Consider the following 23,139-nt stretch of genomic DNA (forward strand, 5'->3'; position numbering starts at 1 on the left):
GCCACCGTCGCAGCCCGCGTTCCCCTCCGGCCTCTCAGCCCGCGCTCACGAAGCGGGCGCCGGCCTCGTGCAGCCGCTCGTGCAGCGCCCGGAACACCCCCGCCGACCGCAGCCCCGGCCAGCCCTCCGGCAGCAGCCGGGCCGGCAGCCCGGGGTCCGCGTAGGGCAGGTGCCGCCACGAATCCAGGGCCAGGAGGTAGTCGCGGTACGCCTCCCGCGGCGGGGTGTCGGCACGCGCCTCCCAGTGCCGCAGCACCGGCGCGTGCTCGTCGAGGAACGCCTCGTGCAGCTTGGCCAGCGCGGCCAGGTCCCACCAGCGGCCCACCGCGTCGGCCGTCGCCGCGAACCCCAGGTGCTCGCCCCGGAACAGATCCACGTACCCGGCGCAGCCGATCCGCTCCAGCGTGTGCCGCGTCTCCTCGTACAGCCCGGCGGGCGCGAGCCAGACGCCGGGCGCGGCCGTGCCGAAGCCGAGGCCGGCCAGCGTGGAGCGCAGCACGTGCCGCTTGGCCCGCTGCGCCTCCGGCACGGAGAACACCGCGAGCACCCAGCCGTCCGTGTCCTTGAAGTCCTCGAAGGCCCCGTAGACGCGCCGGTCGCCGTCGGCGAGGAGCTGGCGCGCGTCGTCCGACAGGGCGTACCCGGCGGCTCCCGAGGCACTGCGCGCGGGCACCAGGAGGCCGCGCCGCTTCAGCCGTGAGACCGCCGAGCGCACCGAGGGGGCGTCGACCCCGGTGGCGCCGAGCAGCCGGATCAGCTCGGCGACCGGGACGGGCCCGGGGAAGCCGCGCCCGTAGGCGCCGTAGAGCGTGACGATGAGGGAGCGCGGGGTGTGTGCCTGGCCGGTGGGCGAGGTCTGCTGCTCGGACACGTGGTCACTGTACGGTTCCGGGCTCGCGCAGCCGGAACCGCTGGAGCTTGCCGGTGGCGGTCCGCGGCAGCGCGTCCAGGAACACGAACGCGCGCGGACACTTGTACGGCACCAGCTCCGCCCGTACGAACTCCCGCAGCGCCTCCGGGTCCCGCCGCGCCCCGGCGCGCAGCACCACACAGGCGACCGCGATCTGGCCGCGCGTCGCGTCGGGCCTGCCGACGACCGCCGCCTCTGTCACGTCCGGGTGCCGCAGCAGCGCGTCCTCCACCTCCGGGCCCGCGATGTTGTACCCGGCGGAAATGATCATGTCGTCGGCGCGTGCGACGTACCGGAAGTAGCCGTCGGGTTCGCGGACGTAGGTGTCTCCGGTGATGTTCCACCCGTGGCGCACGTACGCCGTCTGCCGCTCGTCGGCGAGATAGCGGCAGCCGACCGGGCCGCGCACCGCGAGCAACCCCGGCTCCCCGTCCGGGAGTTCGGACCCGTCGGCGTCGATGATGCGCGCCTGCCAGCCGGGCACCGGGAGCCCGGTGGTGCCGGGCCGGATCGCGTCGTCGGCGGCGGAGATGAAGATGTGCAGCAGCTCGGTCGCCCCGATGCCGTTGATGACGCGCAGCCCGGTCGCCTCGTGCCAGGCGTGCCAGGTGGCGGCGGGCAGGTTCTCCCCGGCGGAGACACAGCGGCGCAGACGCGTCAGGTCGTACGTGTCCCAGGACGGGTCCGAGAGCATCGCCCGGTACGCCGTCGGCGCCGTGAACAGGACCGACACCCGGTGTTCGGCGAGGGCGGGCAGCAGCCGGCGCGGGCCCGCCTCTTCGAGCAGCAGCGCCGAGGCGCCGGCGCGCAACGGAAAGACCACGAGCCCGCCGAGCCCGAAGGTGAACCCCAGCGGCGGACTGCCCGCGAACACGTCGTCCGGCGCCGCCCTCAGGACGTGCCGCCCGAACGTGTCGGCGATCGCGAGCACGTCCCGGTGGAAGTGCATGCAGCCCTTGGGCCGCCCGGTCGTCCCCGAGGTGAAGGCGATCAGGGCGACGTCGTCGGCCGCGGTCGGCACGGCCTCGTAGGACGCCGGTTTCGGGGCGGCCAGGTGCGCCAGGTCGTCGGGCCCGTCGCCGCCGAACGGGGTGATCCGCAGCTCCGGCACGTCCGCCTTCGCCAGATCGTCGACCGACCGTACGTCGCACAGCGCGTGCCGCACCCGCGCGATCTCGCACATCGTGGCCAGCTCGGCCGGCCGCTGCTGTGCGAGCACGGTCACGGCGACGCCGCCCGCCTTCATCACGGCGAGCCAACAGGCCGCCAGGCAGGGCGTGGTGGGGCCGCGCAGCAGTACCCGGTTGCCGGGCACGACCCCGAGGTCCTCGGTCAGCACGTGCGCGATCCGGTCGACGGTGACCTGCAACTCGCCGTACGACCACGGTGGTCGGCCGGGGGAGTGGAACACCGGCCGGTCCGCGCCGAACCGCCGCACGGTCGCGTCCAGTAGTTCGGCGCCGCAGTTGAGCCGCTCCGGGTAGCGCAGCTCCGGCAGGTCGAAGGCGAGGCGGGGCCACAGCTCCGCGGGCGGCAGATGGTCGCGCGCGAACGTGTCGGTGTGGGCGGACGGATGCAGGGACTGCAGGGTCTGTGGCCTCATCGTGGAGCGCCCCCTTGCCGTGGCGTGGTCGCGCATCGAGCGTATCGTGATGGTGACGACAGTCAACGGGGCGCGATACCGTTCGTGGAGTCGAGGGGCCGGCCGGCCGCCGTCGTGAGAGGAGCTCCGGCGTATGGGCACATTCTCGCTCGCACCCGACCGATCCGCCTGGTGCGCCGAACTGCGCGAGGACGCCGGACGACGTCTCGCTCCGCTCGCCGAGAAAGGCGAGCCGGGCCGCGTCAACCGCCCGCTCGTCGCCGGACTCGGTCAACTCGGCCTCCTTGAGCGCCTGTTCACCTCGGGCGCGCTCGATCTGTGCCTGATGCGCGAATCCCTCGCCCGGGTCTGCACCGAGGCCGAGACGGCCCTCGCCCTGCAAGGTCTCGGGGCGCACCCCGTGCACGCGTACGGCACGAAGGAGCAGCGCGAGCGCTGGCTGCCGGAGGTGGGCGCGGGCCGCGCGGTCGCCGCGTTCGCGCTCAGCGAGCCGGGCGCGGGCTCCGACGCGGCGGCCCTCGCGCTGCGCGCCGAAAAGGACGGCGCGGACGGTACGGGCTGGCGCCTGACCGGCGAGAAGTGCTGGATCTCGAACGCCCCCGAGGCCGACTTCTACACCGTCTTCGCCCGGACCGGCCCGGCGTCGGGCGCCCGCGGAGTCACCGCGTTCCTGGTCCCCGCCGACCGGCCGGGCCTGACCGGCGACCACCTCGACATGCTCTCCCCGCACCCCGTCGGCTCCCTGGCCTTCGACGGCGTACCGGTGGGCCCGGCCGACGTGCTCGGCGAGGCCGGCGGCGGATTCCGGGTCGCCATGAACACCCTGGACCTGTTCCGGCCCAGCGTCGGCGCGTTCGCCGTCGGCATGGCGCAGGCGGCCCTCGACGCGACCCTCGCGCACACTGCCGAACGGGAGGCGTTCGGCGGCCCGTTGAAGGATCTCCAGGCTGTCGCCCACCAGGTCGCCGACATGGCGGTACGCGTCGAGTCGGCCCGCCTCATGGTGTACGCGGCAGCGGCGGCCCACGACGAGGGCGCCGAAGGAGTGCCCCGCCGGGCGGCGATGGCCAAACTCCTGGCGACCGAGACCGCCCAGCAAGTCGTCGACACCGCAGTGCAGTTGCACGGAGCGCGGGCGCTGCGACGCGGCCACCTCCTGGAGCACCTGTACCGGGAGGTACGGGCGCCGCGCATCTACGAGGGCGCGACCGAGGTCCAACGAACCATCATCGCCCGCGAGTTGTACAAGACGCGCGCGTCGCGCAAGGAAGAGGCCTCCCGATGAGTGCGCCGCGCAAGGGCCCCGAACGGCTGAACCCGCCCGAACTCTCCCCGCCCACAGGCTTCTCGCACGCCGTCGTCGCCACCGGCAGCCGCCTGGTCCTGCTGGCCGGCCAGACGTCCCTGGACGCCGACGGCAAGATCACCGGCGCGACACTGCCCGAACAGTTCGCCCGGGCCCTGACGAACCTGCTCACCGCCCTGCGGCACGCGGGCGGCACCCCGGCCGACCTCGCACGCGTCACCGTCTACACGACGGACGTGCCGCAGTACCGCGCCGACACACGCGAACTGGGCCGCATATGGCGGGAGTTGGCGGGACGCGACTACCCGGCGATGGCGGTGATCGGCGTCACCCGCCTCTGGGACGAACAGGCCCTGGTCGAACTCGACGGCACGGCGGTCCTGCCGTGACCGGACGGGCGGCATAGTCTCGGAGCCATGACGCAACTGGCCGAACTCTCCGTAGGTCCGATCGCGTACGACGACACGGGCGGCGACGGTACGCCCGTGGTCCTGCTGCACGGGCTCGCCCAGGACGGCACGGTGTGGCGGCACGTCGTGGACGAACTCGGCGCGTCCGTACGCTGCATCGTCCCGACCCTCCCGTACGGCAGTCACCGCACACCGCTGCGTCCCGGCGCCCAACTCTCGCCCCGCACCATGGCGTTGCTCATCGGCGAGTTCGCCGACACCCTGAAGCTGGGCGACGACACCGTCTTCGTGGAGAACGACGCGGGCCGCCTCCAACAGCTCGTCGCCGAGCGGCCCGAGCGGGTGGGCCGTCTCGTCATCGCGGGCTGCGAGGCCTTCGACAACTATCCTCCGGGACCCGGCGGCAAACTCCTCGACGCGGCGTCCCGGGTCCCCGGCGGCCTGGCATTCCTCGCCCAGGTCCTCTCCGTGCGCCCGTTGCGCCGGATGCCCGGCACGGGGTACGCGGTGATGTCCCACCGCCCCGTCCCGCACGACCTGATCGACCGCTGGGTCGAGCCCCTGCGCAAGGACCCCGTGGCCCGCGCCACTCTCCAGCACTACCTCCGCGCGAGCGTGAAGTCGGAGATGATGGAGGCGGCCGAGGCCCTGCGCACCTACGACCGGCCGGCCCTTGTCGTCTGGGGCAGGCAGGACAGGATGATGCCGCCCGCCCACGGCCGCCGGCTGGCCGAACTGCTGCCGCAGGGGCGCCTGGTGGAGCTGGACGAGTGCGGCACGCTGATCCCGCTGGACCAGCCGCGCGCCCTGGCGAAGGCGATCCGGGAATTCGCCGATTCAGGCCCCTCCGACGACTAGTGGGCGGTGGGCCGTGAGATGCCCCTCTCGGCCGCAACGTGCGCGACGGGGCGGCCGGTACGGACCCGCTCGACCAGCAGGCGCCTGCCGTGAACGGTCAGCCGGGCCTTACGGTGGGACACGAAGGCCTCCGTGCGGTGAAGATTCGACACCTCCACCACACACGGGGGCCTTCGCCATGATCGAGCCCGCCAGCGTTGACAACGCTCATGATCAATACACCTAGGGGCCCTGGGTCAGGGCGAACGAGGTGACGTCCCGTCCCGAGGCGCCCGACGTGATCCACCAGTGCGTGGGCCGCTGCCCGTACAGCCCGAACAGGGCGTCGGCCCCCCAGCCCATCACCACCTCGTCCCGGCCGTCCGCGTCGAAGTCGGCGGCGGCGTACGGCCGGGCGTGACGCCACTTCGCCGGGATCTTCTTCCCGCCCGTGCGGGCGGGGCCCCGGCGCCGCACGGTGCGCCGCTCGGACCCGTCGATCAGCGTGGCACCGTCGTAGGTGGCGACGAGGATGCCGTCGCGGCCGTCCCCGTCCGGGTCGGCGGCGAGATACCCGCCGGGGCCGTAGTCGGTGCGGGCCGCCGCCGGCGCCGTCGGCAGCCGGTACGTCGTCGGGGCGCCCCCGGCGCCCGGGTACACGGACAGCGAATCCTCGACGTCCGGCGCCTCCGTCTCGGACCCCGGCTCGTCGTTGCGGCTGCCGTCGTCGCCAATGGCAAGATCCCGCCGGCCGTCGCCGTCGAAGTCCCCGAAGGCGTACGCGTTCCCCTTGCGGACTTCCCGTCCGGTGCCGGTGCGCGGATCGGCGTAGAGCGTGCCGGACGTCTGCTCGCCGTCGTCCATGTGGTGCAGGAGGAGCGCCGTGACCTTCGGTTTCCCGGCCGGGTCGAGGGCGTCGGCGTACAGCGTCCCGTCGGCGCCGGGCAGGGTGCCGCTCCGCGCCGGGGCACCGGACCGGGAGAACGGGCCGTACAGGATCCACACCGTCCCGGTGTCGCGGGAGACCCCGGCCACATCGGGGTGGCCGTCCCCGTCGAAGTCCCCGCGTACGTCGATGCCGATGCCGAACTCCGATACGCCGGAGGGGAGTTGAAGCGGTGTCGCCTTCGTGCCGGCTCCGCCGGGGCCGGTCGGCGTACCCCACGCGATGTACGGGACGTTGCGCCCCATCGAGATGCCGCCGACCTCCACGTCCGTCCCGCCGGCCGGCGCCACGAAGTCGGGGAAGCCGTCGCCGTCCAGGTCGGCGACGGTCACCGCGTCCGCGGCAACGTTGTCGTCGTCGCCGCCCGACGCGGCGGCGGGCGGCAGTCCGAGGTCGCCGCGCCCGTACACCGCCCGGGTCGCCGGATCGAGTCCGTGCGCGGACCCGAACACGACGCCGACCCGCTCGTGCGTGATCCCGGGCCCCTCGTCGGGGTCGGAGCGGGGCGTCACCGGCACGACGAGGTCCCGGTACCCGTCCCCGTTGACGTCGTCGGGATCCTTGGACCCCTTCCCGGCGGCCGGGCCGCGGCCGGCCTCCGGCACCGGGGGCACACCCCCACTACCCGAACTCCCGCTCGGGGCCGGGGACTTGTCGCTTTCGGACACGGCGCCGCCCCCGCACCCGACGAGCAGGGCGAGGGCGGCGCACACGGCAAGGGAGACAGGGGCGCGGTGGTACCTCATGGGCCCACCCTCACACCCCGCCGGATCAGATGTCGCGGAACGTCTCGATCTGGGCGCCCACGGAGTTGAGGCGCTCCGCCAGGTCCTCGTAGCCGCGGTTGATGACGTACACGTTGCGCAGCACCGAGGTGCCCTCGGCCGCCATCATCGCGAGGAGCACGACCACGGCCGGGCGCAGCGCGGGCGGGCACATCATCTCGGCGGCCCGCCAGCGGGTCGGGCCCTCGACCAGTACCCGGTGCGGGTCGAGGAGCTGCAGGCGGCCGCCGAGCCGGTTGAGGTCGGTCAGGTAGATCGCACGGTTGTCGTAGACCCAGTCGTGGATCAGGGTCTTGCCCTGGGCCGCCGCCGCGATCGCCGCGAAGAACGGGACGTTGTCGATGTTCAGGCCCGGGAACGGCATCGGGTGGATCTTGTCGATCGGCGCCTCCAGCTTGGAGGGGCGGACGGTGAGGTCCACGAGGCGCGTACGCCCGTTGTCGGCGACGTACTCGGCCGAGCGGTCGTGGTCGAGCCCCATCTCCTCCAGGACGGCCAGCTCGATCTCCAGGAACTCGATCGGCACCCGGCGCACGGTCAGCTCGGACTCGGTGACCATCGCCGCGGCCAGCAGGCTCATGGCCTCGACCGGGTCCTCGGACGGCGAGTAGTCGACGTCCACGTCGATGTGCGGCACCCCGTGCACGGTCAGCGTCGTCGTGCCGATGCCGTCGACCCGGACGCCCAGGGCCTCCAGGAAGAAGCACAGGTCCTGGACCATGTAGTTGGACGAGGCGTTGCGGATCACGGTCGAGCCGTCGTGCCGCGCCGCGGCGAGCAGCGCGTTCTCCGTCACGGTGTCGCCGCGCTCGGTCAGCACGATCGGGCGGTCCGGCGTGACGTCCGCCTGCACCTCTGCGTGGTAGAGCCCCTCGGTGGCCGTGATGTCCAGGCCGAAGCGGCGCAGCGCGATCATGTGCGGCTCGATCGTGCGGGTGCCGAGGTCGCAGCCGCCCGCGTACGGCAGCTTGAAGCGGTCCATGCGGTGCAGCAGCGGGCCGAGGAACATGATGATCGAGCGGGTGCGGCGGGCCGCCTCCTCGTCGATGGCGCCCATGTCCAGCTGCGCGGGCGGCACGATCTCCAGGTCCACGCCATCGTTGACCCAGCGGGTGCGCACGCCGATCGAGTTGAGCACCTCCAGGAGGCGGTACACCTCCTCGATCCGTGCGACGCGCCGCAGCACCGTGCGCCCCCGGTTCAGCAGGGAGGCGCAGAGCAGCGCCACGCACGCGTTCTTGCTCGTCTTCACGTCGATCGAACCGGACAGCCGGCGGCCGCCGACCACCCGCAGGTGCATCGGGCCGGCGTAGCCCAGGGAGACGATCTCGCTGTCCAGGGCTTCGCCGATGCGGGCGATCATCTCAAGACTGATGTTTTGATTGCCGCGCTCGATGCGGTTCACGGCGCTCTGGCTGGTGCCGAGTGCCTCGGCGAGCTGCGTCTGCGTCCAGCCCCGGTGCTGGCGGGCGTCGCGGATGAGCTTGCCGATACGTACGAGGTAGTCGTCTGCCATGGCGGCAGGCTATCTCAGATATGAGATGACGCATGTCGGGTGGTCCGAGTGGGCGACCGGCCCCGACGGCGGCACTCAGTGACGCTTCGCCGTATGGGTCCGACGCCACCCGAAGGGGCCCGGCAGGTCCATCGAGGTCGTGCGGCGTCCGGTACTGCTGTGCGTCCGCCGCGGCCCGTGCGAGCCGCCCGTCGTGATCGACCACGACTTGCGGTTGATGTTGAGACGTACTCCCGGCAGGATCCGGAAGCTTTTGCGGAACGTGAGCGGCATGAGAGCTGGCTCCTTCCGTGCGGTCTGCGGTCTCTCCCGCATACCCCCGCGTCCCCCGATCAGTCGCGGAGGGGGCAGCGCTGGTGCTTCCCCCGGGCCCGTACGACGATGAAGGGGTGATGGTGAGGGTGGCCGGGCGTGCGCGACGGCACGTCGGAGGGCACCGCTTGATGGCACCACGGAGTGATGTACTAGAGTTATCTCGACATCGAGATATCTGCCGAGGCGCACCGCGGCCGCACGGCACCGTCGAGTCTGACGGTAAGGGTTACCTAACTTAGCCTTACCTCGGCAGATCGGCAACGTGGCGAGGCGGCAGGATCGCGGTGGAACGCGCACATATATGAAGGAGACTGTCGTGTCGGCGAACAGCTTCGACGCCCGCAGCACGCTGCGCGTGGGCGACGAGTCGTATGAGATCTTCAGGCTGGACAAGGTCGAGGGCTCTGCTCGCCTTCCCTACAGCCTCAAGGTTCTGCTGGAGAACCTGCTCCGCACCGAGGACGGCGCGAACATCACCGCCGACCACATCCGCGCCGTCGGCGGCTGGGACTCCCAGGCCCAGCCCTCGCAGGAGATCCAGTTCACGCCGGCCCGCGTGATCATGCAGGACTTCACCGGCGTGCCCTGCGTCGTCGACCTCGCCACCATGCGTGAGGCCGTCAAGGAGCTCGGCGGCGACGCCGACAAGGTCAACCCGCTCTCCCCGGCCGAGCTGGTCATCGACCACTCCGTCATCGCCGACAAGTTCGGCACGAAGGACGCCTTCGGCCAGAACGTCGAGCTGGAGTACGGCCGCAACAAGGAGCGCTACCAGTTCCTGCGCTGGGGCCAGACCGCCTTCGACGACTTCAAGGTCGTCCCCCCGGGCACCGGCATCGTCCACCAGGTCAACATCGAGCACCTGGCGCGTACGGTCATGGTCCGCAACGGCCAGGCCTACCCCGACACGCTGGTCGGCACCGACTCGCACACCACGATGGTCAACGGCCTGGGTGTGCTCGGCTGGGGCGTCGGCGGCATCGAGGCCGAGGCCGCGATGCTCGGCCAGCCGGTCTCCATGCTCATCCCGCGCGTCGTCGGCTTCAAGCTGACCGGTGAGCTCAAGCCCGGCACCACCGCCACCGACCTCGTGCTCACGATCACCGAGATGCTGCGCAAGCACGGCGTCGTCGGCAAGTTCGTCGAGTTCTACGGTGAGGGCGTCGCCGCCACCTCCCTCGCCAACCGCGCCACCATCGGCAACATGTCGCCGGAGTTCGGCTCCACCGCCGCGATCTTCCCGATCGACGGCGAGACGCTGAACTACCTCAAGCTCACCGGCCGCTCCGAGCAGCAGGTCGCGCTCGTCGAGGCGTACGCCAAGGAGCAGGGCCTCTGGCTCGACCCGGCCGCCGAGCCCGACTTCTCCGAGAAGCTGGAGCTCGACCTCGCCACGGTCGTCCCCTCGATCGCCGGCCCGAAGCGCCCGCAGGACCGCATCGTCCTCGCCAACGCCTCGCAGCAGTTCGCGCAGGACGTGCGCAACTACGTCTCCGACGACGAGGAGGCCGGCAAGGAGTCCTTCCCGGCGTCCGACGCCCCGGCGACCGGCAACGGCGTCCCGACGAAGCCGACCACGGTCACGGCCCCCGACGGCTCGACGTACGAGATCGACCACGGCGCCGTCACCGTCGCCGCGATCACCTCCTGCACCAACACGTCGAACCCGTACGTGATGGTCGCCGCCGCGCTCGTCGCGAAGAAGGCCGTCGAGAAGGGCCTGACCCGCAAGCCGTGGGTCAAGACCACCCTCGCCCCGGGCTCCAAGGTCGTCACCGACTACTTCGACAAGGCGGGGCTCACCCCCTACCTCGACAAGGTCGGCTTCAACCTCGTCGGCTACGGCTGCACCACCTGCATCGGCAACTCGGGCCCGCTGCCCGAGGAGGTCTCCAAGGCCGTCAACGACGCCGACCTCGCCGTGACGTCGGTCCTCTCCGGCAACCGGAACTTCGAGGGCCGCATCAACCCCGACGTCAAGATGAACTACCTGGCGTCCCCGCCGCTGGTCGTCGCGTACGCCATCGCCGGTTCGATGAAGGTCGACATCACCAAGGACGCGCTCGGCGTCGACCAGGACGGCAAGCCCGTCCACCTGGCCGACATCTGGCCGACCGAGGCCGAGGTCAACGACGTCGTCGCCAACTCCATCGGCGAGGACATGTTCAACAAGTCCTACGCCGACGTCTTCGCGGGCGACGCCCAGTGGCAGGCGCTGCCGATCCCGACCGGCAACACCTTCGAGTGGGACAGCGAGTCGACGTACGTCCGCAAGCCCCCTTACTTCGAGGGCATGACGATGGAGACCACCCCGGTCTCCGACATCACGGGCGCCCGCGTCCTCGCCAAGCTGGGCGACTCGGTCACCACCGACCACATCTCCCCGGCCGGTGCGATCAAGGCCGACACCCCGGCCGGCAAGTACCTCACCGAGCACGGTGTGGAGCGTCGTGACTTCAACTCCTACGGCTCGCGCCGTGGCAACCACGAGGTCATGATCCGCGGCACGTTCGCCAACATCCGCCTGCGCAACCAGATCGCGCCGGGCACCGAGGGCGGCTACACCCGCGACTTCACCCAGCCGGACGCGCCGGTCTCGTTCATCTACGACGCCTCGCGCAACTACATCGAGCAGGGCACCCCGCTGGCCATCCTGGCCGGCAAGGAGTACGGCTCGGGCTCGTCCCGCGACTGGGCCGCCAAGGGCACCGCGCTCCTCGGCGTCAAGGCCGTCATCGCCGAGTCGTACGAGCGCATCCACCGCTCGAACCTCATCGGCATGGGCGTCCTGCCGCTCCAGTTCCCGGAGGGCCAGAACGCCGAGACCCTCGGTCTCACCGGCGAGGAGGCCTTCTCCTTCACCGGCGTCGAGGAGCTGAACAACGGCACGACCCCGCGCACGGTCAAGGTCACCACCGACACCGGCGTGGAGTTCGACGCGGTCGTCCGCATCGACACCCCCGGCGAGGCGGACTACTACCGCAACGGCGGCATCATGCAGTACGTGCTCCGCAACCTGATCCGCAACTAAGGGATCCGGTACGGCGGTTGGGCCGCACCCCGCTCGGCGGGGTGCGGCCCTTCGCCGTGTCACGGCCTGCGCCGGAGGTCTCCGCGGGTGACGCGGGAGGGCCCTATGGTGGACGGCGTGCGTGTGTGTCCAGAGGCGCACGCCGACGGGGGTGGGCAGTGGAACCGGGGGCAGTGGGGCTGCGGATCGCGTCCGCGGTGGTGGTGCCGTTACTGAAGCGGCTCGTGCTGCCGCCGGCCAAGGTACCGGGGGCCGAGTTCGGCGAACGGCCCGTCCGGATGAGGCACATGCTGTCCTTCGTGGGGGACCACCCCACCGTCAGCCGGGACGATCTGCACCGGCTCTCCCGCGAACTGGTGCGGCGCGCGGTGCGCGCGGCCGGCCCGCACGAGCGGCCCATCGAGGACGATGAGCACGACGCCGTCGGCCAGGCCCTGACCCGGACCCTGTTCGCGTTCGGCGAGCTGGACATGGACGACGTACGGGTCTTCCTGCTCGGGCCCGAGAAGCTCGCCGCCGCACTGTCCCGTCAAGCCGGTGCCGACACCCGGCGGCTGCTGACCCGGGACGCCGCGCTCTTCCACGACCGGCTCCTCGAGACGGCCTGCGTCCACCTGGTGCGGTTCTTCACCCAGCGGCCCGGGTTCGAGGCGCGGGCGCGCCTGGAGGACTCCCGTGAACTACGGGAAGTGCATGCCACGTTGGACGTCGTGCTGCGCCGCGTGTCGGGTGACGACTGGGGGCCCCTCGACGGCCGCTTCGAGGAGAGCTACGCGCGCTACGTCGTCCAGCGGCACGGCCGGCTCACCCTCTACGGTGTCGACCTGCGCGACCCGAGCGGTCACGAATGGCCCCTGGAATCCGCCTACTTGAGACTGCGCGCCGTCGCCGCCCCGGCCTCCGAGGACGTCCCGTCCGACACGGTCGACGACGACCGCGAGACGGGCCTGGAGGAGAGCGTCGAAGCGGCCCTCGCCACCCGGGGGCGCGTCCTGCTGCACGGCCTCGCGGGCACCGGCAAGACGACCTTCGTGCAGTGGCTCGCCCTCACCACCGCCCAGCAGGACAGCGTGCCGGGCCATCTGCCGCAGCTCCTGGGCCGCGTCCCCTTCGTGCTCCCGCTGCGCACCCTCGCCCGCGACGGCGCCCAACTCCCGCTGCCCGGGGACTTTCTGCGCTGGATGGACTGTCCGCTGGTGGGCACCGAACCCGACGGCTGGGCCACCCGCGTCCTGCAGAACGGCCGCGGCCTGCTCCTCATCGACGGCCTCGACGAGATCCCCAAGGCCGACCGCACCCGCACCCGCGCCTGGCTGCGCGAACTCCTCGGCGTCTTCCCCGGCAACCTGTGGCTCGCCACCACCCGCCCCTCCGCCCTCGGCCCCGGCTGGCTGAGCGGCGAAGGATTCCACGAGTTCACCCTCGACGCGCTGCGCCCCGGCGACCTCAAGACCTTCATCCGGCGCTGGCACACGGCGGCCGGCGCCCGCCCCGGACTCGACGAGGAGCTGATCCAGGCCCTGCGCGCCGGTCCTGGCCTGAGCAGGCTCGCCACCAACCCGCTGATGTGCAGCCTGATCTGCGCCCTGCACCGCGAGCGCCGCGGATTCCTGCCGCGCGGCCGCGCCGCCCTCTACAAGGCGGCCCTGTCCATGCTCCTCGAACGACGCGACATGGAAAGGGAGTTGTACGGCCGTGGCGGGGGTCCCGAGCTGGACGAGGAGGCCGCCACCGAACCGCTCAAGCGCCTCGCGTACTGGCTGATCCGCAACGAACGCACGCAGATCGAACGCGACGACGCCGTGGACGTGGTGCGCCGCCTCCAGCCCCAAGTGCCCAGCCTGGACCGTCTCGGAGAGCCCGAGGACGCCCTCCAGCACCTGCTCGAACGCTCCGGACTGCTGCGCGAACCCGCCGCAGGCGCCGTCGACTTCGTGCATCGCACGTTTCAGGACTACCTGGGTGCGAAGGCTGTACTGGAGGAGCGGGACTTCGGCCTGCTGGTGAAGAACGCTCACCTCGACCAGTGGGAGGACGTGGTCCAGATGGCCGTCGCACAGGCCGATCACAACGGCCGCGCCGATCTGCTGATGCGGCTGAGCGACCGCGGCAACCGTGAGAAGGACGTCACCGTCCAGGCCCGCCTGCGCCTGCTCGCCCTCGCCTCCCTGGAACAGGCGACACGGCTGGAACCCGCCGTACGGCAGACCATCGAGACCGAGGCGTCCCGCATGCTGCCGCCCCGCAGCCTGCGCCAGGCCAGGGTGCTCGCCCGCACCGGACCCCTACTGCTCGGCCTGCTGCCCGGCGCCGACGCACTCGACGGCGACGAGGAGCTCGCCACGGTCCACGCGATCTGCCAGATCGGCGGGGACGCCGCCATCCCGCGACTGCGCGAGTTCCTCTCCACCCGCCAGTCCGCCGTCCGGGCCCAACTCCTGGGCCACTGGGACCGGTTCGACACCGACACCTACGCCGACGAGATCATCCGGCCACTGCTCGCCACCTCCCCGGCAGAACCCGTCACCGTACGCTCGGCGGCCGAGCTGGCCGCCCTCGCCACCATGCCCGGCTGCGAACGCGTCGGCATCCACGGCGACTTCGACCCCGCGGCGGTCCGGGCCGCCCTCGACCCGGGCCGACTGCGCGAGCTGCGGCTGCGCGGCGCGCTGCGCCTGGACGACCTGGCGCTCCTCGACGACTTCGGAGCCCTCGAAGAGCTGACCCTGCAGAGCTGCCGCAACCTCACGGACCCGGCGCCGCTGACCCGGCTGCCCCGCCTGCGCAGCCTCGCCCTCGCCGACCTCCCGCAGTTCGAGCCGCTGTCGGACCTGGCGGGCTGCGCCGGACTCGACGCCCTGCACGTGGGCGCCGACGTACCCTGGCGCGGCATCGCCGAACTGCCCTACCTCGACCGGCTCCGGGTCCTCGCGGTACCGCCGGGCACCGTCGAACTCGGCGACATCGACCGCGCCGCGCAGCTGACGGAGCTGCGCCTGCACGAGGCCGGGGACAAGCTGCTCCCCGACGACTGGGGCAAGGCCCTGGCCAAGGTGGAGACGCTGCGCACCCTGACGCTGTCGCCGGAGCAGCTGAGCGTGCTGCTCTTCGGCCAGCGCGCGGAGATCTCCGCGGTCACCCACCTCTACGTGTACGCGAAACCCGGCGCCCCCGTGTCGCTGCGGCGCATCGCCCGCTGGCTGCCCGGCCTGGTGGAGCTGCACCTCACCCAGGGGACCGACATCGACCTGTCGTCCCTGAAGGCCATGAGCGCGCTGCGCCGGGTACGGCTCGCCTACTCGCGCAACGTGAGCGCGGCCGAGCACCTGCCCGCCGGAGTCGGCCTGGAGATATATCCGCAGCCTTGAGAGAGCTGAGCACACCGAAAGCGCGCCGAGAACACACCGAGGGGAACCGGGACACATCTGATGGGCAGGTCGCCAGCGCCATTCCTGTACGCACGCGACCCCGTGGTGCGCTCACTCGTCCCCTCGCTCACCGGCCTCGCCTACGACGAACGGGCCCGGAGAAAGCGGGAGTTCGGTGACGACGTGCCGGTCGTCCTGCTCACCGGCCAGCACGGCACGGGCCGCAGCGCCGTCCTCGACGGGCTGGCCCGGCACTACCACCGACGACTGCCCCTCGCCCATGTACGGGTCGTCCCCGCGGGCACCCCCGTCGAGCCGGACGCCGCACGGCCCGTCCCGGCGGGCGGGCCCGGCGCGGCACGCGCCGCGGACCTGGCGGAGATCATGGAGCAGCTGGTGCGCGCGTTCACACCGGCCCTCACCAGGTTCCCGGTGCTCGTGCCCGGCCTGTTCGCCGTGTCCGGCTGGCACGCGGGCGACGCCGAGGAACGGGACGCCGTCTGCGCCCGTCACGCCCGCCTGCTCCTCGCCTGCGGCCTGCGCACCGGCGACGAGCGGGAGGTCGCCCGGGCATGGTCCGCGCAAGTCGAGGCGTCCATCGCCGCGCACACCGGGGCCCCGGCCGACGCCGCCGAGGAGGCCGACTCCCTCCCGGTCACCCGGGCCGTCCTGCGCGAACTGGAGACGCTGCGGCCGCTGGGCCCCGCCCGCCAGTGGTACGAGCGCCGCCGCCTCCGGGCCGACGACGCCGACGACGGCCGGGACCCGCTGGTCGAACTGGGCCGCCGCTTCCACCGCGGGGGCGACTACCGGCGCGCCGTCGAGCACGACCTCATGGCGGCCTTCCTCCAGGAAGTCGCCGGCGCCTACGGAGGCCTGCGCCGCTGGAACCGCGAACCCTGGCCGCTGATCCTGCTCGACGAGGCGCACACCGTCGCGGGACAGCGCTTCCTCGAACTGCTCCTCGACCACCGGGCCGCACCACAGCGCCCCGTCCGCGACCGGATCACCGTCGTCGCCACCCGCCTCGGCGACGTGCCCGAGGACGAGGCCCCGTACGCCGTACGCCGCGAGCTCGACGATCTGCTGCCCCCGGCGGGCGGCCCGCAGCGCGACCACGTCGCGCACGTCTGGCAGCGCACGGGACACGACCCGTCCGCCGGGCTGCTCGTCGTGCCGCTCACCCCCCTCGGCCGCGATGACGTCCTGGCCATGCTCGACCGGGCCTCGTCCCGGCTGCTCCACCCCCATCTGGCCTCCGCGCTGCACGCACTGACCGGCGGGCACCCGCTGGCCGGGAAGCTGCTCTGCGACGCGGTGGTGCACGCGGCCGGGCAGCACCGCACCGTCACCCCCAAGGATCTGCTGAACCTGGAGACCGAGAGCGGCAGGCCCGTCACCCAGGTGCTCCTGGAGGAACTGCTCCCCGACCGGCGCCAGCGCGAGCGGCTCGTCGTGCTCTGCCTCGCCCGGGACCACGAGGCCGCCGAGGCGCTCGCCGAGGACCTGGGCCTCGACGGCCCGGAGCAACTGCCGGTGAACGCGGCGGCCCGGTACCTCGTGGAGCGGCAGTGGCAGCGGCCAGTGCCCTCCGAACTGCCGCTGGTGGAGCACACGTTGCTGCAGACGCTCCTCGTCCACGAGGCCCGCCGCACCCTGCCGCACAGCGACGAACCGCACAGCTGGCACGAGATCCACCGCTTCCTGCACCTGCACCACGTCCGGCGCGCCGACACCGAGGAGGCCGACGCGCTGCGGCACAGCCTGGCCGCCGGGAACGCGGCACAGGTGGTGGACATGCTGGCCGACGAGTTCGACGCCGAGGAGGCCGAACAGAGCGTCGAGCACTGGCTGCTGTGTCTGCGGCGCTGCGCGTCCGCCCCGACGCCGCCCACCGGCAGCTCCGCCGACGGCGCCGCCCTCTGGACCGACCAGCGCGTGGAGATCGCGCTCGGCGAGCACGCCTCCCGCTACACCCACCTCGACGAGGCGGGCCGTGGCATCAACCGGCTCCTGCACGCCCTGTGGTACCTCTCCGAGCCGTACGCCGACGCGGCCATCGACCCCGACGCCGAGACGCTGTGCCAGGCCGTCGGCGACGAACTCGGCTTCCTCTCCCGGCGCCACTCCACGTGGTACGCGGCGCTCGGCAGGGGCGCCCGCGACTGGCCGTCCGCCGCCCGCAGGAGACAGCCCCTGCCCATCCCCGCCAGCGAAGGATCATGATGTTCAGTGGCCGGCCCAAGGAGTGGGGTCCGCTGGATTGGTGCGTCGCCCTCGTCGTCGTACTCGCGCTGACCGGCACCCTCGTCATCTGGCAGCAGTCCCGTCCGGGTCCGTGCGGCGACGGCATGGACAAGCGCGGGGACGACTGCGTCGGCGTCACCGCGCGGGCCTTCGATACGGGCGACCCCGCCATCGACCGCCTCGTCCGCGCCGTGGCGGACGAGAACGCGAGTGTGGAGCGCCAGTGGGACGATCCGCAGGGCAGGACGGCCCGCATCCCGTACGTGCGGATCGCGCTGATGATGCCGTTCACCTCGGACTCCACCAGCGCCATGACCCGCGAGATGATCCAGCGCGCCCTGGCCGGCGCCCTCGCGGCGCAGCAGCAGGCGAACCGGACCGGTGGCCCCCACTACCAACTGCTGCTCGCCCCCGACGGCCGGGACCTCGACGAGTGGCAGGACGTCGTCGACCGGCTCGACGAACTGACCCGGGACGAGGAGGCGCCGCTGGCCGGCGTGACCGGCATCCCCAGCAGCACGACCCACACGCGCGAGGCGGTCGCCGACCTGTCCGGCCGCGCGATCCCCACCGTGGGCCCCGTGATCACCGCGGCCTCGATGAACTCCCGCTACTTCTTCAAGACGTCCCCCAACAACGAGCAGTTCTCCCAGGCCCTCGACAGGTATCTGAAAGCGCACCGGGAGAAGGGCCGCGGCTTCCTCGTCTGGGACAGCCGCGAGGGCGACGTCTACTCGCAGGACCTGCGGGCCGTGTTCGAGAAGCGCTTCGACGCCACCTACGACCTGGAGAAGAACAACTCCCACTTCATCGGCTCCTCCGGCGACGACCAGGGCATTCCGCAGCGGTTCGCCGACGCGGCCGAGAAGATCTGCCGCAACGAAGTGGACACCGTCTTCTTCGCCGGCCGCGACCAGGACCTGCCCGCCTTCATCAACCGCCTCGCGGAGACCGGCAGTTGTGACGGGAGCCGGAGGCTGCGGATCCTGAAGATCGGCATCGGCCTCGAACCCACCCTGAGCACCGAGGCCATCGAGCGCAGCCTGCGCTCCATCAACGCGACGATCGTGGACGCCTCCGCCTACGACCCCGCCTGGGCGGACGGCGAAGGCTCCCCGCCACGGGGCTCCGCCGCCTTCCTGGCCCGCTTCCAGGAGATCGAGAAGGAGTACGACCTGGGTCCCTCGGCGCTCTCCGACGGCTACGCGGCGATGTACTACGACGGCTTCGGCCTGCTCGCCGGCGCGGTGGACCGCACCTACCGCGAGGTCAACGAGGGCGGAGCGCAGACCCCGGAGCCCGCCCGGCTGCCGACGGCCAAGGACGTGTACAACACGCTGACCACCTCGACCGTCGACGGATCGGTCTGCAGCGGCTGTCTGGTGGGCGCGAGCGGCACCTACGGCTTCACGGGCCCCGGGGAGAACGACCAGTGGGCGGTCTGCAAGCCGGTCCCGGTCGTCGAGTTCCCGCCCGCGTCGGGCGCCGCCGCGCAGCAGCGGTCGCCGTACCGCACCTACCGCGGTGACAAGAAGGGCAGCTGCCCCTCCTGAAAGCCGCGGGCCCGCGCTTCCCGGAACGCCAAGGGCGGGCGTGAACTCTCCACGCCCGCCCCTGACTTCAGTTCACGCCCTCACCTCGGGCGTGTCACGAAAGCAGCTCCACCTCCGCCACCGTCGCCGCCCCACCGGTGAACACCAGCCGGTAGTGCTTGTAACTGTGCGGCGACGGGACCGAGAAGGCCCGCGTCTGCTTGTCCCAGGTGAAGGACTCGCCGGACCGCTTGTCGAGTGCCTTCCAGGACGTGCCGTCGTCCGATGCCTCCAGGGTCCAGCCCGTCGGGGCCTTCGCCTTGTCGGCCGACGTCAGCGTGTACTGCACGGCCTTCGTGCCGTCCGAGTTCTCCGTGCCCACCGGCAGCTCCACCGACTCCGTACTCGCGCTCGTCGCCGAGGAGTTGTCGAACAGCGGGCCCGAGCCCGTGATCGCGTCCTTGCGGGGCGTCGGCGCCTTGTCGTCCTTCGTGATGGACGTGGGCGCCGCGTCCTTGCCGGTGCCCCACGTCGACGGCTTCGAGCCCATCGCGAACTCGATGGTGCCACCGTTGGAGACGACCGAGTTCGGCAGCGATGTCTTCGACCAGGTGCGGCCGTTGACCTTCACGCCCTGCACGTAGATGTTCTTCGCGCTGTTCTTCGGCGCCTTGACGACAAGGCTCTTGCCGTTCTCCAGGTGCAGCGTCATCTTCGTGAACTGCGGGGAGCCGATGGCGTATTCGCCGCTGGCCATGTCGAGCGGGTAGAAGCCGAGCGAGGAGAAGAGGTACCAGGCCGACTGCTCGCCGTTGTCCTCGTCACCGTGGTAGCCCTGCCCGATCTCGCTGCCCGTGTAGAGGCGGGAGAGGACCTCACGGACCTTCTCCTGCGTCTTGTACGGCTGGCCCGCCGCGTCGTACATGTACGTGATGTGGTGCGCCACCTGGTTGGAGTGGCCGTACATGCCCATCCGGACGTCGCGCGCCTCGGTCATCTCGTGGATGACACCGCCGTACGACCCGGCGACGTCCGACGTCGCGGTCTCCGGCGTAGCGAAGAACGTGTCGAGCTTCTTCGCGAGGCCGTCCCTGCCGCCGTACAGGTTCGCGAGACCCTTGCTGTCCTGCGGCGCCGTGAAGGCGTAACCCCAGGCGTTGGTCTCGGTGTAGTCGTAACCCCAGATGCTCGGGTCGAACTTCGCCGAGTCCACCCGCCAGTTCCCCTTGGCATCCTTGCCCTGGAAGAAGCCGGCCTTGTCGTCGAACATGTTCACGTACTCACGGGCGCGGTTGAGGAAGTACTCCGACTCCTCCTTGTACTGCTTCTTGCCCGTCTTCTTGTAGAGGGCCTGGCCCATCTGCGCGATGCCGTAGTCGTTGATGTAGCCCTCCATCGCCCACGACATGCCCTCGCCGGTGGCGGTGCTCGTGTAGCCGAGGAAGGGGGAGGTCTCCATGCCCTTGCGGCCGACACCCGAGGCAGGCGGCACCACGGTCGCGTTCTTCACGGCCGCCTTGTACGCGGACTCGGCGTCGAAGTCGACGCCCTTCACGTACGCGTCGGCGAACGCCACGTCCGACGACGTGCCGGTCATCAGGTCGGCGTAACCGGGCGACGACCACCGGGAGATCCAGCCGCCGTCCTTGTACTGCTGCACGAACCCGTCGACCAGCTCGCCCGCCTTCTTCGGGGTCAGCAGCGAGTACGCGGGCCAGGTCGTGCGGTACGTGTCCCAGAAGCCGTTGTTGACGTACGGCTTCCCCTCGACGATCTTCGCGCCGGTGTGGGTCGGGGTGTCGGGACCGGTCATCGGCGAGAACGGCGACGCGTACTGGTACTTCGAACCGACCTTCTCGAAACCGGAGTTGGGGTACAGGTACAGGCGGTACAGGGACGAGTACAGCGTCGTGCGCTGGTCGTCCGTCGCGCCCTCGACCTCCACCTTGTCCATCAGCGCGTCCCACTGGGCGCGCGCCGCGTTGCGCACCGACGTGAACGACTTCTTCTGCGGCAGCTCCTGCGCCAGGTTGTCCTTCGCCTGGTCGATGCTGATGAGCGAGGTCGCGAGACGCAGGGTGACCGTGCGGTCCTTGCCCGCGTCGAAGGTGAAGTGCCCCTTCACACCGGAGGCCTCGGCGTCCTTGACCGGCTTGTCGAAGGTCCCGTAGACGAAGAGGCGCGTGGCGCCCGTCGACAGGCCCGACTTGACGTCCGAGTAGCCGGTGACGACTCCGCTGTCCTTGTCGAGCGTGAGGCCGCCCTGCTCGGAGACGTTGTCGAAGATGACGCTCGCGTTGTCGCCCGGATAGGTGAAGCGCAGCGCGGCGGCGTGATCGGTCGGCGCCATCTCCGCCTGTACGCCGTTCTCGAACTTCACGCCGTAGTAGTACGGCTTGGCCGTCTCGTTCTCGTGCTTGAACGGCAGCGCACGCCCGGTCCTCGACGTGTCCACCGTGGCCGCGGCCGACGGCATCATCTGGAACGTCTGGCGGTCGCCCATCCACGGACTCGGCTCATGGCTCGCAGCCAGCGCCTCCATCGTGGGCAGGTTGTCCGCGTTGTTGTCCCGCGCGTAGTCGTACAGCCAGCTGAGAGACCCGGCGTTGGTCACCGGCGTCCAGAAGTTGAAGCCATGGGGGACGGCCGTCGCCGGGAACGTGTTGCCGCGCGAGAAGCCGCCACTGGAGTTCGTGCCGCGCGTCGTGGACGCGTAGTCGCTCAAGTGCGCCTTGGGACGCGTCGGTTCGGCCCGGTCGATGGAGACGTCGTCGACCCAGCCGCGGAACTTCGACGGCCCCTTCGCGGAGTCGTACGCGACCAGGACCCGGTCGATCGTCTTGCCCGCGGCGACGGACCCGATGCCCGACTTCACGGCGTTCCACTGGTTCACGTACAGCCGCTTGGCGTCGCCCTGGCCCTGGGGCGTCAGCAGCCCGCCGTTGGAGTCGACGGCCTTCAGGTCGCTCAGGTACGTGCCGTCGGTGAAGGCGAGGTCGACGGAGACGTTCGTGGCGTCGTAGTCCCGGTCGGTGTCCGCCATCGACGGGAAGATCTTGTACGACAGCTCGGTGTCCCGCTGCACCGACACATTGACGTCGAAGACCTTGTTGTACGAGTACGCGCGCCCGTCACCCTTGTGCGTACCGGCGTAGCGCAGCGCGTTCTTGCCGGTGAAGCCGGCGCCCGCCTTGGCCGTCGGCGAGGCGCTCGGCCCGTGGTCCACGAGGGACAGCATGTCCTCGGGAGCGGGGCTCTGTTCGTCACCGGTCGACAGCTGCAGGTCGGCGAGCTGGGTGGCGTCGCTCGCGCCGTTGTTCTTCGTGAACTCGATCCGGAAGTGGGCGTACTCGGCCGGCTTCTCGATCTCGTACGTCTTCGTCTGGAGCCGCTTGTCGAACGCCTCGCCGGAGCGGGAGTCGAGCGTCGTCCACTCCTTGCCGTCGGCCGAACCCTTCAGGGTCCAGTCCTTCGGGTCGCGCTCGTCGTGGTCGTTGGCGGAGGTCAGCGCGTACTTGGTGACCTTGGCCGGCGCGTCCAGGTCGTACTCGACCCAGGCGGTCGGCGTGAACGCCAGCCACTTGCTGCTCGACTCGCCGTCGAGCAGGTTCTCCTTGGTCTCACCGCCGCCCGTGTTCTCGTCGCTGGCACGGACGTCCGTGACGTGCGCGTTGACACTGCCCGGGATGCCGCCGCCGAAGCCGCCGTCGACGCCGCTCGCCCGCTTGCTGCCGTCCTTGGCGGTGTCGACCGTGTTCAGCCAGTCCGGGGCGGGCTGGCCCGCCTCGAAGGAGGAGCTGAACTCCTGGGCCGGATGCGGCTTCTGGGTCTGCGCCGCGGCCGCGGCCCCTTGACCGACCGCCGTCAGTACCAGTGCGGCAGCCCCCAGGGCCGCCGTGGTGGCGAGGCGGTGTCTGTATCGGCTTGATCGGATTGATCTGCCCTGCATCGGTGAGCACCCTCCGGCGGTGTCGACAACGTTGTCAGTTCGCTGCGCAACGTCCAGTAGGGAGGTAAGTGGACAGTGGTGTCAAGGGTGTTGGCGTGGGTCGGGGGACGGGTTGGCATCCTTGATTCAGTCGCAGCGTTTCGATCCGGTCCCGGCCTCCGGCGGCCGGCCGCTCCCGGATCCGGGGTTCGGGGCCGGCCGGCACCAGCGGTCGCCGGGGCGGGGTGAGGCCGCCCGCGAGGGCGACGAGGGTCTCCAGGGCGCTGTCGGCCGGGTGGTGAACCTGCGTCGGATCCACCGTGATCTCTTCGGCGCAGCGGCTGTACGCGGCCACGGCAGGCGCCAGGGAGGCTTTGTGGGCGCCGACGCCCTCGCCGTACAGGC

Annotated in this window: 13 protein-coding genes and 1 pseudogene; 7 read left to right on the plus strand and 7 right to left on the minus strand. The window is 71.3% G+C overall.

Features of this window, described 5'->3' with window-relative positions; genetic code table 11:
- Positions 1–34: 34 nt before the first annotated feature.
- Positions 35–871, minus strand: coding sequence for a PaaX family transcriptional regulator C-terminal domain-containing protein (locus AB0J02_RS25940; RefSeq protein WP_363196157.1), 837 nt, complete (start codon positions 869–871; stop codon positions 35–37).
- A gap of 4 nt (positions 872–875) precedes the next feature.
- Positions 876–2,513 (minus strand): AMP-binding protein, encoded by a 1,638-nt coding sequence (locus AB0J02_RS25945; protein WP_363196158.1) that lies wholly within the window; start codon positions 2,511–2,513, stop codon positions 876–878.
- Between the two features lie 133 nt (positions 2,514–2,646).
- Between AB0J02_RS25945 and AB0J02_RS25950 the strand changes: the two genes are divergently transcribed.
- From AB0J02_RS25950 to AB0J02_RS25960, 3 genes are read left to right on the plus strand one after another with little or no spacing between them, the layout of a single operon-like run.
- Positions 2,647–3,798: an acyl-CoA dehydrogenase family protein gene (locus tag AB0J02_RS25950; RefSeq protein ID WP_363196159.1), complete on the plus strand. Its 1,152-nt coding sequence runs from the start codon at positions 2,647–2,649 to the stop codon at positions 3,796–3,798.
- On the plus strand, positions 3,795–4,208 hold the full coding sequence (locus tag AB0J02_RS25955; protein WP_363196160.1) for a RidA family protein: 414 nt from the start codon (positions 3,795–3,797) through the stop codon (positions 4,206–4,208). Before AB0J02_RS25950 ends, AB0J02_RS25955 begins: the two co-directional genes overlap by 4 nt.
- Positions 4,209–4,235: 27 nt before the next feature.
- Complete coding sequence (locus AB0J02_RS25960; protein WP_363196161.1) at positions 4,236–5,087, plus strand: alpha/beta hydrolase; 852 nt, start codon at positions 4,236–4,238, stop codon at positions 5,085–5,087.
- Here the strand turns inward: AB0J02_RS25960 and AB0J02_RS25965 are convergent.
- From AB0J02_RS25965 to AB0J02_RS25980, 4 genes and pseudogenes are all read right to left on the minus strand, one after another.
- Positions 5,087–5,209 (minus strand): annotated as a pseudogene (locus AB0J02_RS25965) (leucine zipper domain-containing protein); the annotation flags it as partial. The gene AB0J02_RS25960 and the pseudogene AB0J02_RS25965 overlap by 1 nt on opposite strands.
- 100 nt (positions 5,210–5,309) lie before the next feature.
- Complete coding sequence (locus AB0J02_RS25970) at positions 5,310–6,758, minus strand: hypothetical protein (RefSeq protein ID WP_363196162.1); 1,449 nt, start codon at positions 6,756–6,758, stop codon at positions 5,310–5,312.
- A gap of 25 nt (positions 6,759–6,783) precedes the next feature.
- Positions 6,784–8,313 carry a UDP-N-acetylglucosamine 1-carboxyvinyltransferase gene (locus AB0J02_RS25975; RefSeq protein WP_363196163.1) on the minus strand — a complete coding sequence of 510 codons (1,530 nt, stop codon included), beginning with the start codon at positions 8,311–8,313 and terminating at the stop codon, positions 6,784–6,786.
- A 75-nt stretch (positions 8,314–8,388) separates the two neighbouring features.
- Complete coding sequence (locus AB0J02_RS25980) at positions 8,389–8,586, minus strand: DUF4236 domain-containing protein (RefSeq protein ID WP_363196164.1); 198 nt, start codon at positions 8,584–8,586, stop codon at positions 8,389–8,391.
- 358 nt (positions 8,587–8,944) lie between these two features.
- Between AB0J02_RS25980 and acnA the strand changes: the two genes are divergently transcribed.
- The 4 genes from acnA to AB0J02_RS26000 all read left to right on the plus strand — a co-directional run bounded on the left by acnA (position 8,945) and on the right by AB0J02_RS26000 (position 18,827).
- Positions 8,945–11,659 carry an aconitate hydratase AcnA gene (gene acnA / locus AB0J02_RS25985; RefSeq protein ID WP_363196165.1) on the plus strand — a complete coding sequence of 905 codons (2,715 nt, stop codon included), beginning with the start codon at positions 8,945–8,947 and terminating at the stop codon, positions 11,657–11,659.
- Between the two features lie 158 nt (positions 11,660–11,817).
- Positions 11,818–15,027 carry an NACHT domain-containing protein gene (locus AB0J02_RS25990; RefSeq protein ID WP_363196166.1) on the plus strand — a complete coding sequence of 1,070 codons (3,210 nt, stop codon included), beginning with the start codon at positions 11,818–11,820 and terminating at the stop codon, positions 15,025–15,027.
- Between the two features lie 102 nt (positions 15,028–15,129).
- Positions 15,130–17,253, plus strand: a complete 2,124-nt coding sequence (locus AB0J02_RS25995) for an ATP-binding protein (RefSeq protein WP_363196167.1) — start codon at positions 15,130–15,132, stop codon at positions 17,251–17,253.
- Positions 17,250–18,827, plus strand: coding sequence for an ABC transporter substrate-binding protein (locus AB0J02_RS26000; protein ID WP_363196168.1), 1,578 nt, complete (start codon positions 17,250–17,252; stop codon positions 18,825–18,827). The genes AB0J02_RS25995 and AB0J02_RS26000 overlap by 4 nt, the downstream gene beginning before the upstream one ends.
- 94 nt (positions 18,828–18,921) lie before the next feature.
- On the opposite strand, the gene AB0J02_RS26005 is transcribed toward AB0J02_RS26000, so the two are convergent.
- Entirely contained in the window at positions 18,922–22,755 is a 3,834-nt protein-coding gene (locus AB0J02_RS26005) for a GH92 family glycosyl hydrolase (protein WP_363196169.1), read from the minus strand.
- Positions 22,756–23,139: the final 384 nt, after the last annotated feature.

Origin of the sequence: Streptomyces sp. NPDC050264, from assembly GCF_040655895.1 — a bacterium.
GTDB lineage: Bacteria > Actinomycetota > Actinomycetes > Streptomycetales > Streptomycetaceae > Streptomyces.

Bases quoted from the DNA above. Each gene is read 5' to 3' on its own strand.
- AB0J02_RS25970 (WP_363196162.1), bottom strand. From the start codon at position 6,758: ATGAGGTACCACCGCGCCCCTGTCTCCCTTGCCGTGTGCGCCGCCCTC.
- AB0J02_RS25950 (WP_363196159.1), top strand. From the start codon at position 2,647: ATGGGCACATTCTCGCTCGCACCCGACCGATCCGCCTGGTGCGCCGAA.
- AB0J02_RS25945 (WP_363196158.1), bottom strand. From the start codon at position 2,513: ATGAGGCCACAGACCCTGCAGTCCCTGCATCCGTCCGCCCACACCGAC.
- AB0J02_RS25955 (WP_363196160.1), top strand. From the start codon at position 3,795: ATGAGTGCGCCGCGCAAGGGCCCCGAACGGCTGAACCCGCCCGAACTC.
- AB0J02_RS26000 (WP_363196168.1), top strand. From the start codon at position 17,250: ATGATGTTCAGTGGCCGGCCCAAGGAGTGGGGTCCGCTGGATTGGTGC.
- AB0J02_RS25975 (WP_363196163.1), bottom strand. From the start codon at position 8,313: ATGGCAGACGACTACCTCGTACGTATCGGCAAGCTCATCCGCGACGCC.
- AB0J02_RS25980 (WP_363196164.1), bottom strand. From the start codon at position 8,586: ATGCCGCTCACGTTCCGCAAAAGCTTCCGGATCCTGCCGGGAGTACGT.
- AB0J02_RS26005 (WP_363196169.1), bottom strand. From the start codon at position 22,755: ATGCAGGGCAGATCAATCCGATCAAGCCGATACAGACACCGCCTCGCC.
- AB0J02_RS25960 (WP_363196161.1), top strand. From the start codon at position 4,236: ATGACGCAACTGGCCGAACTCTCCGTAGGTCCGATCGCGTACGACGAC.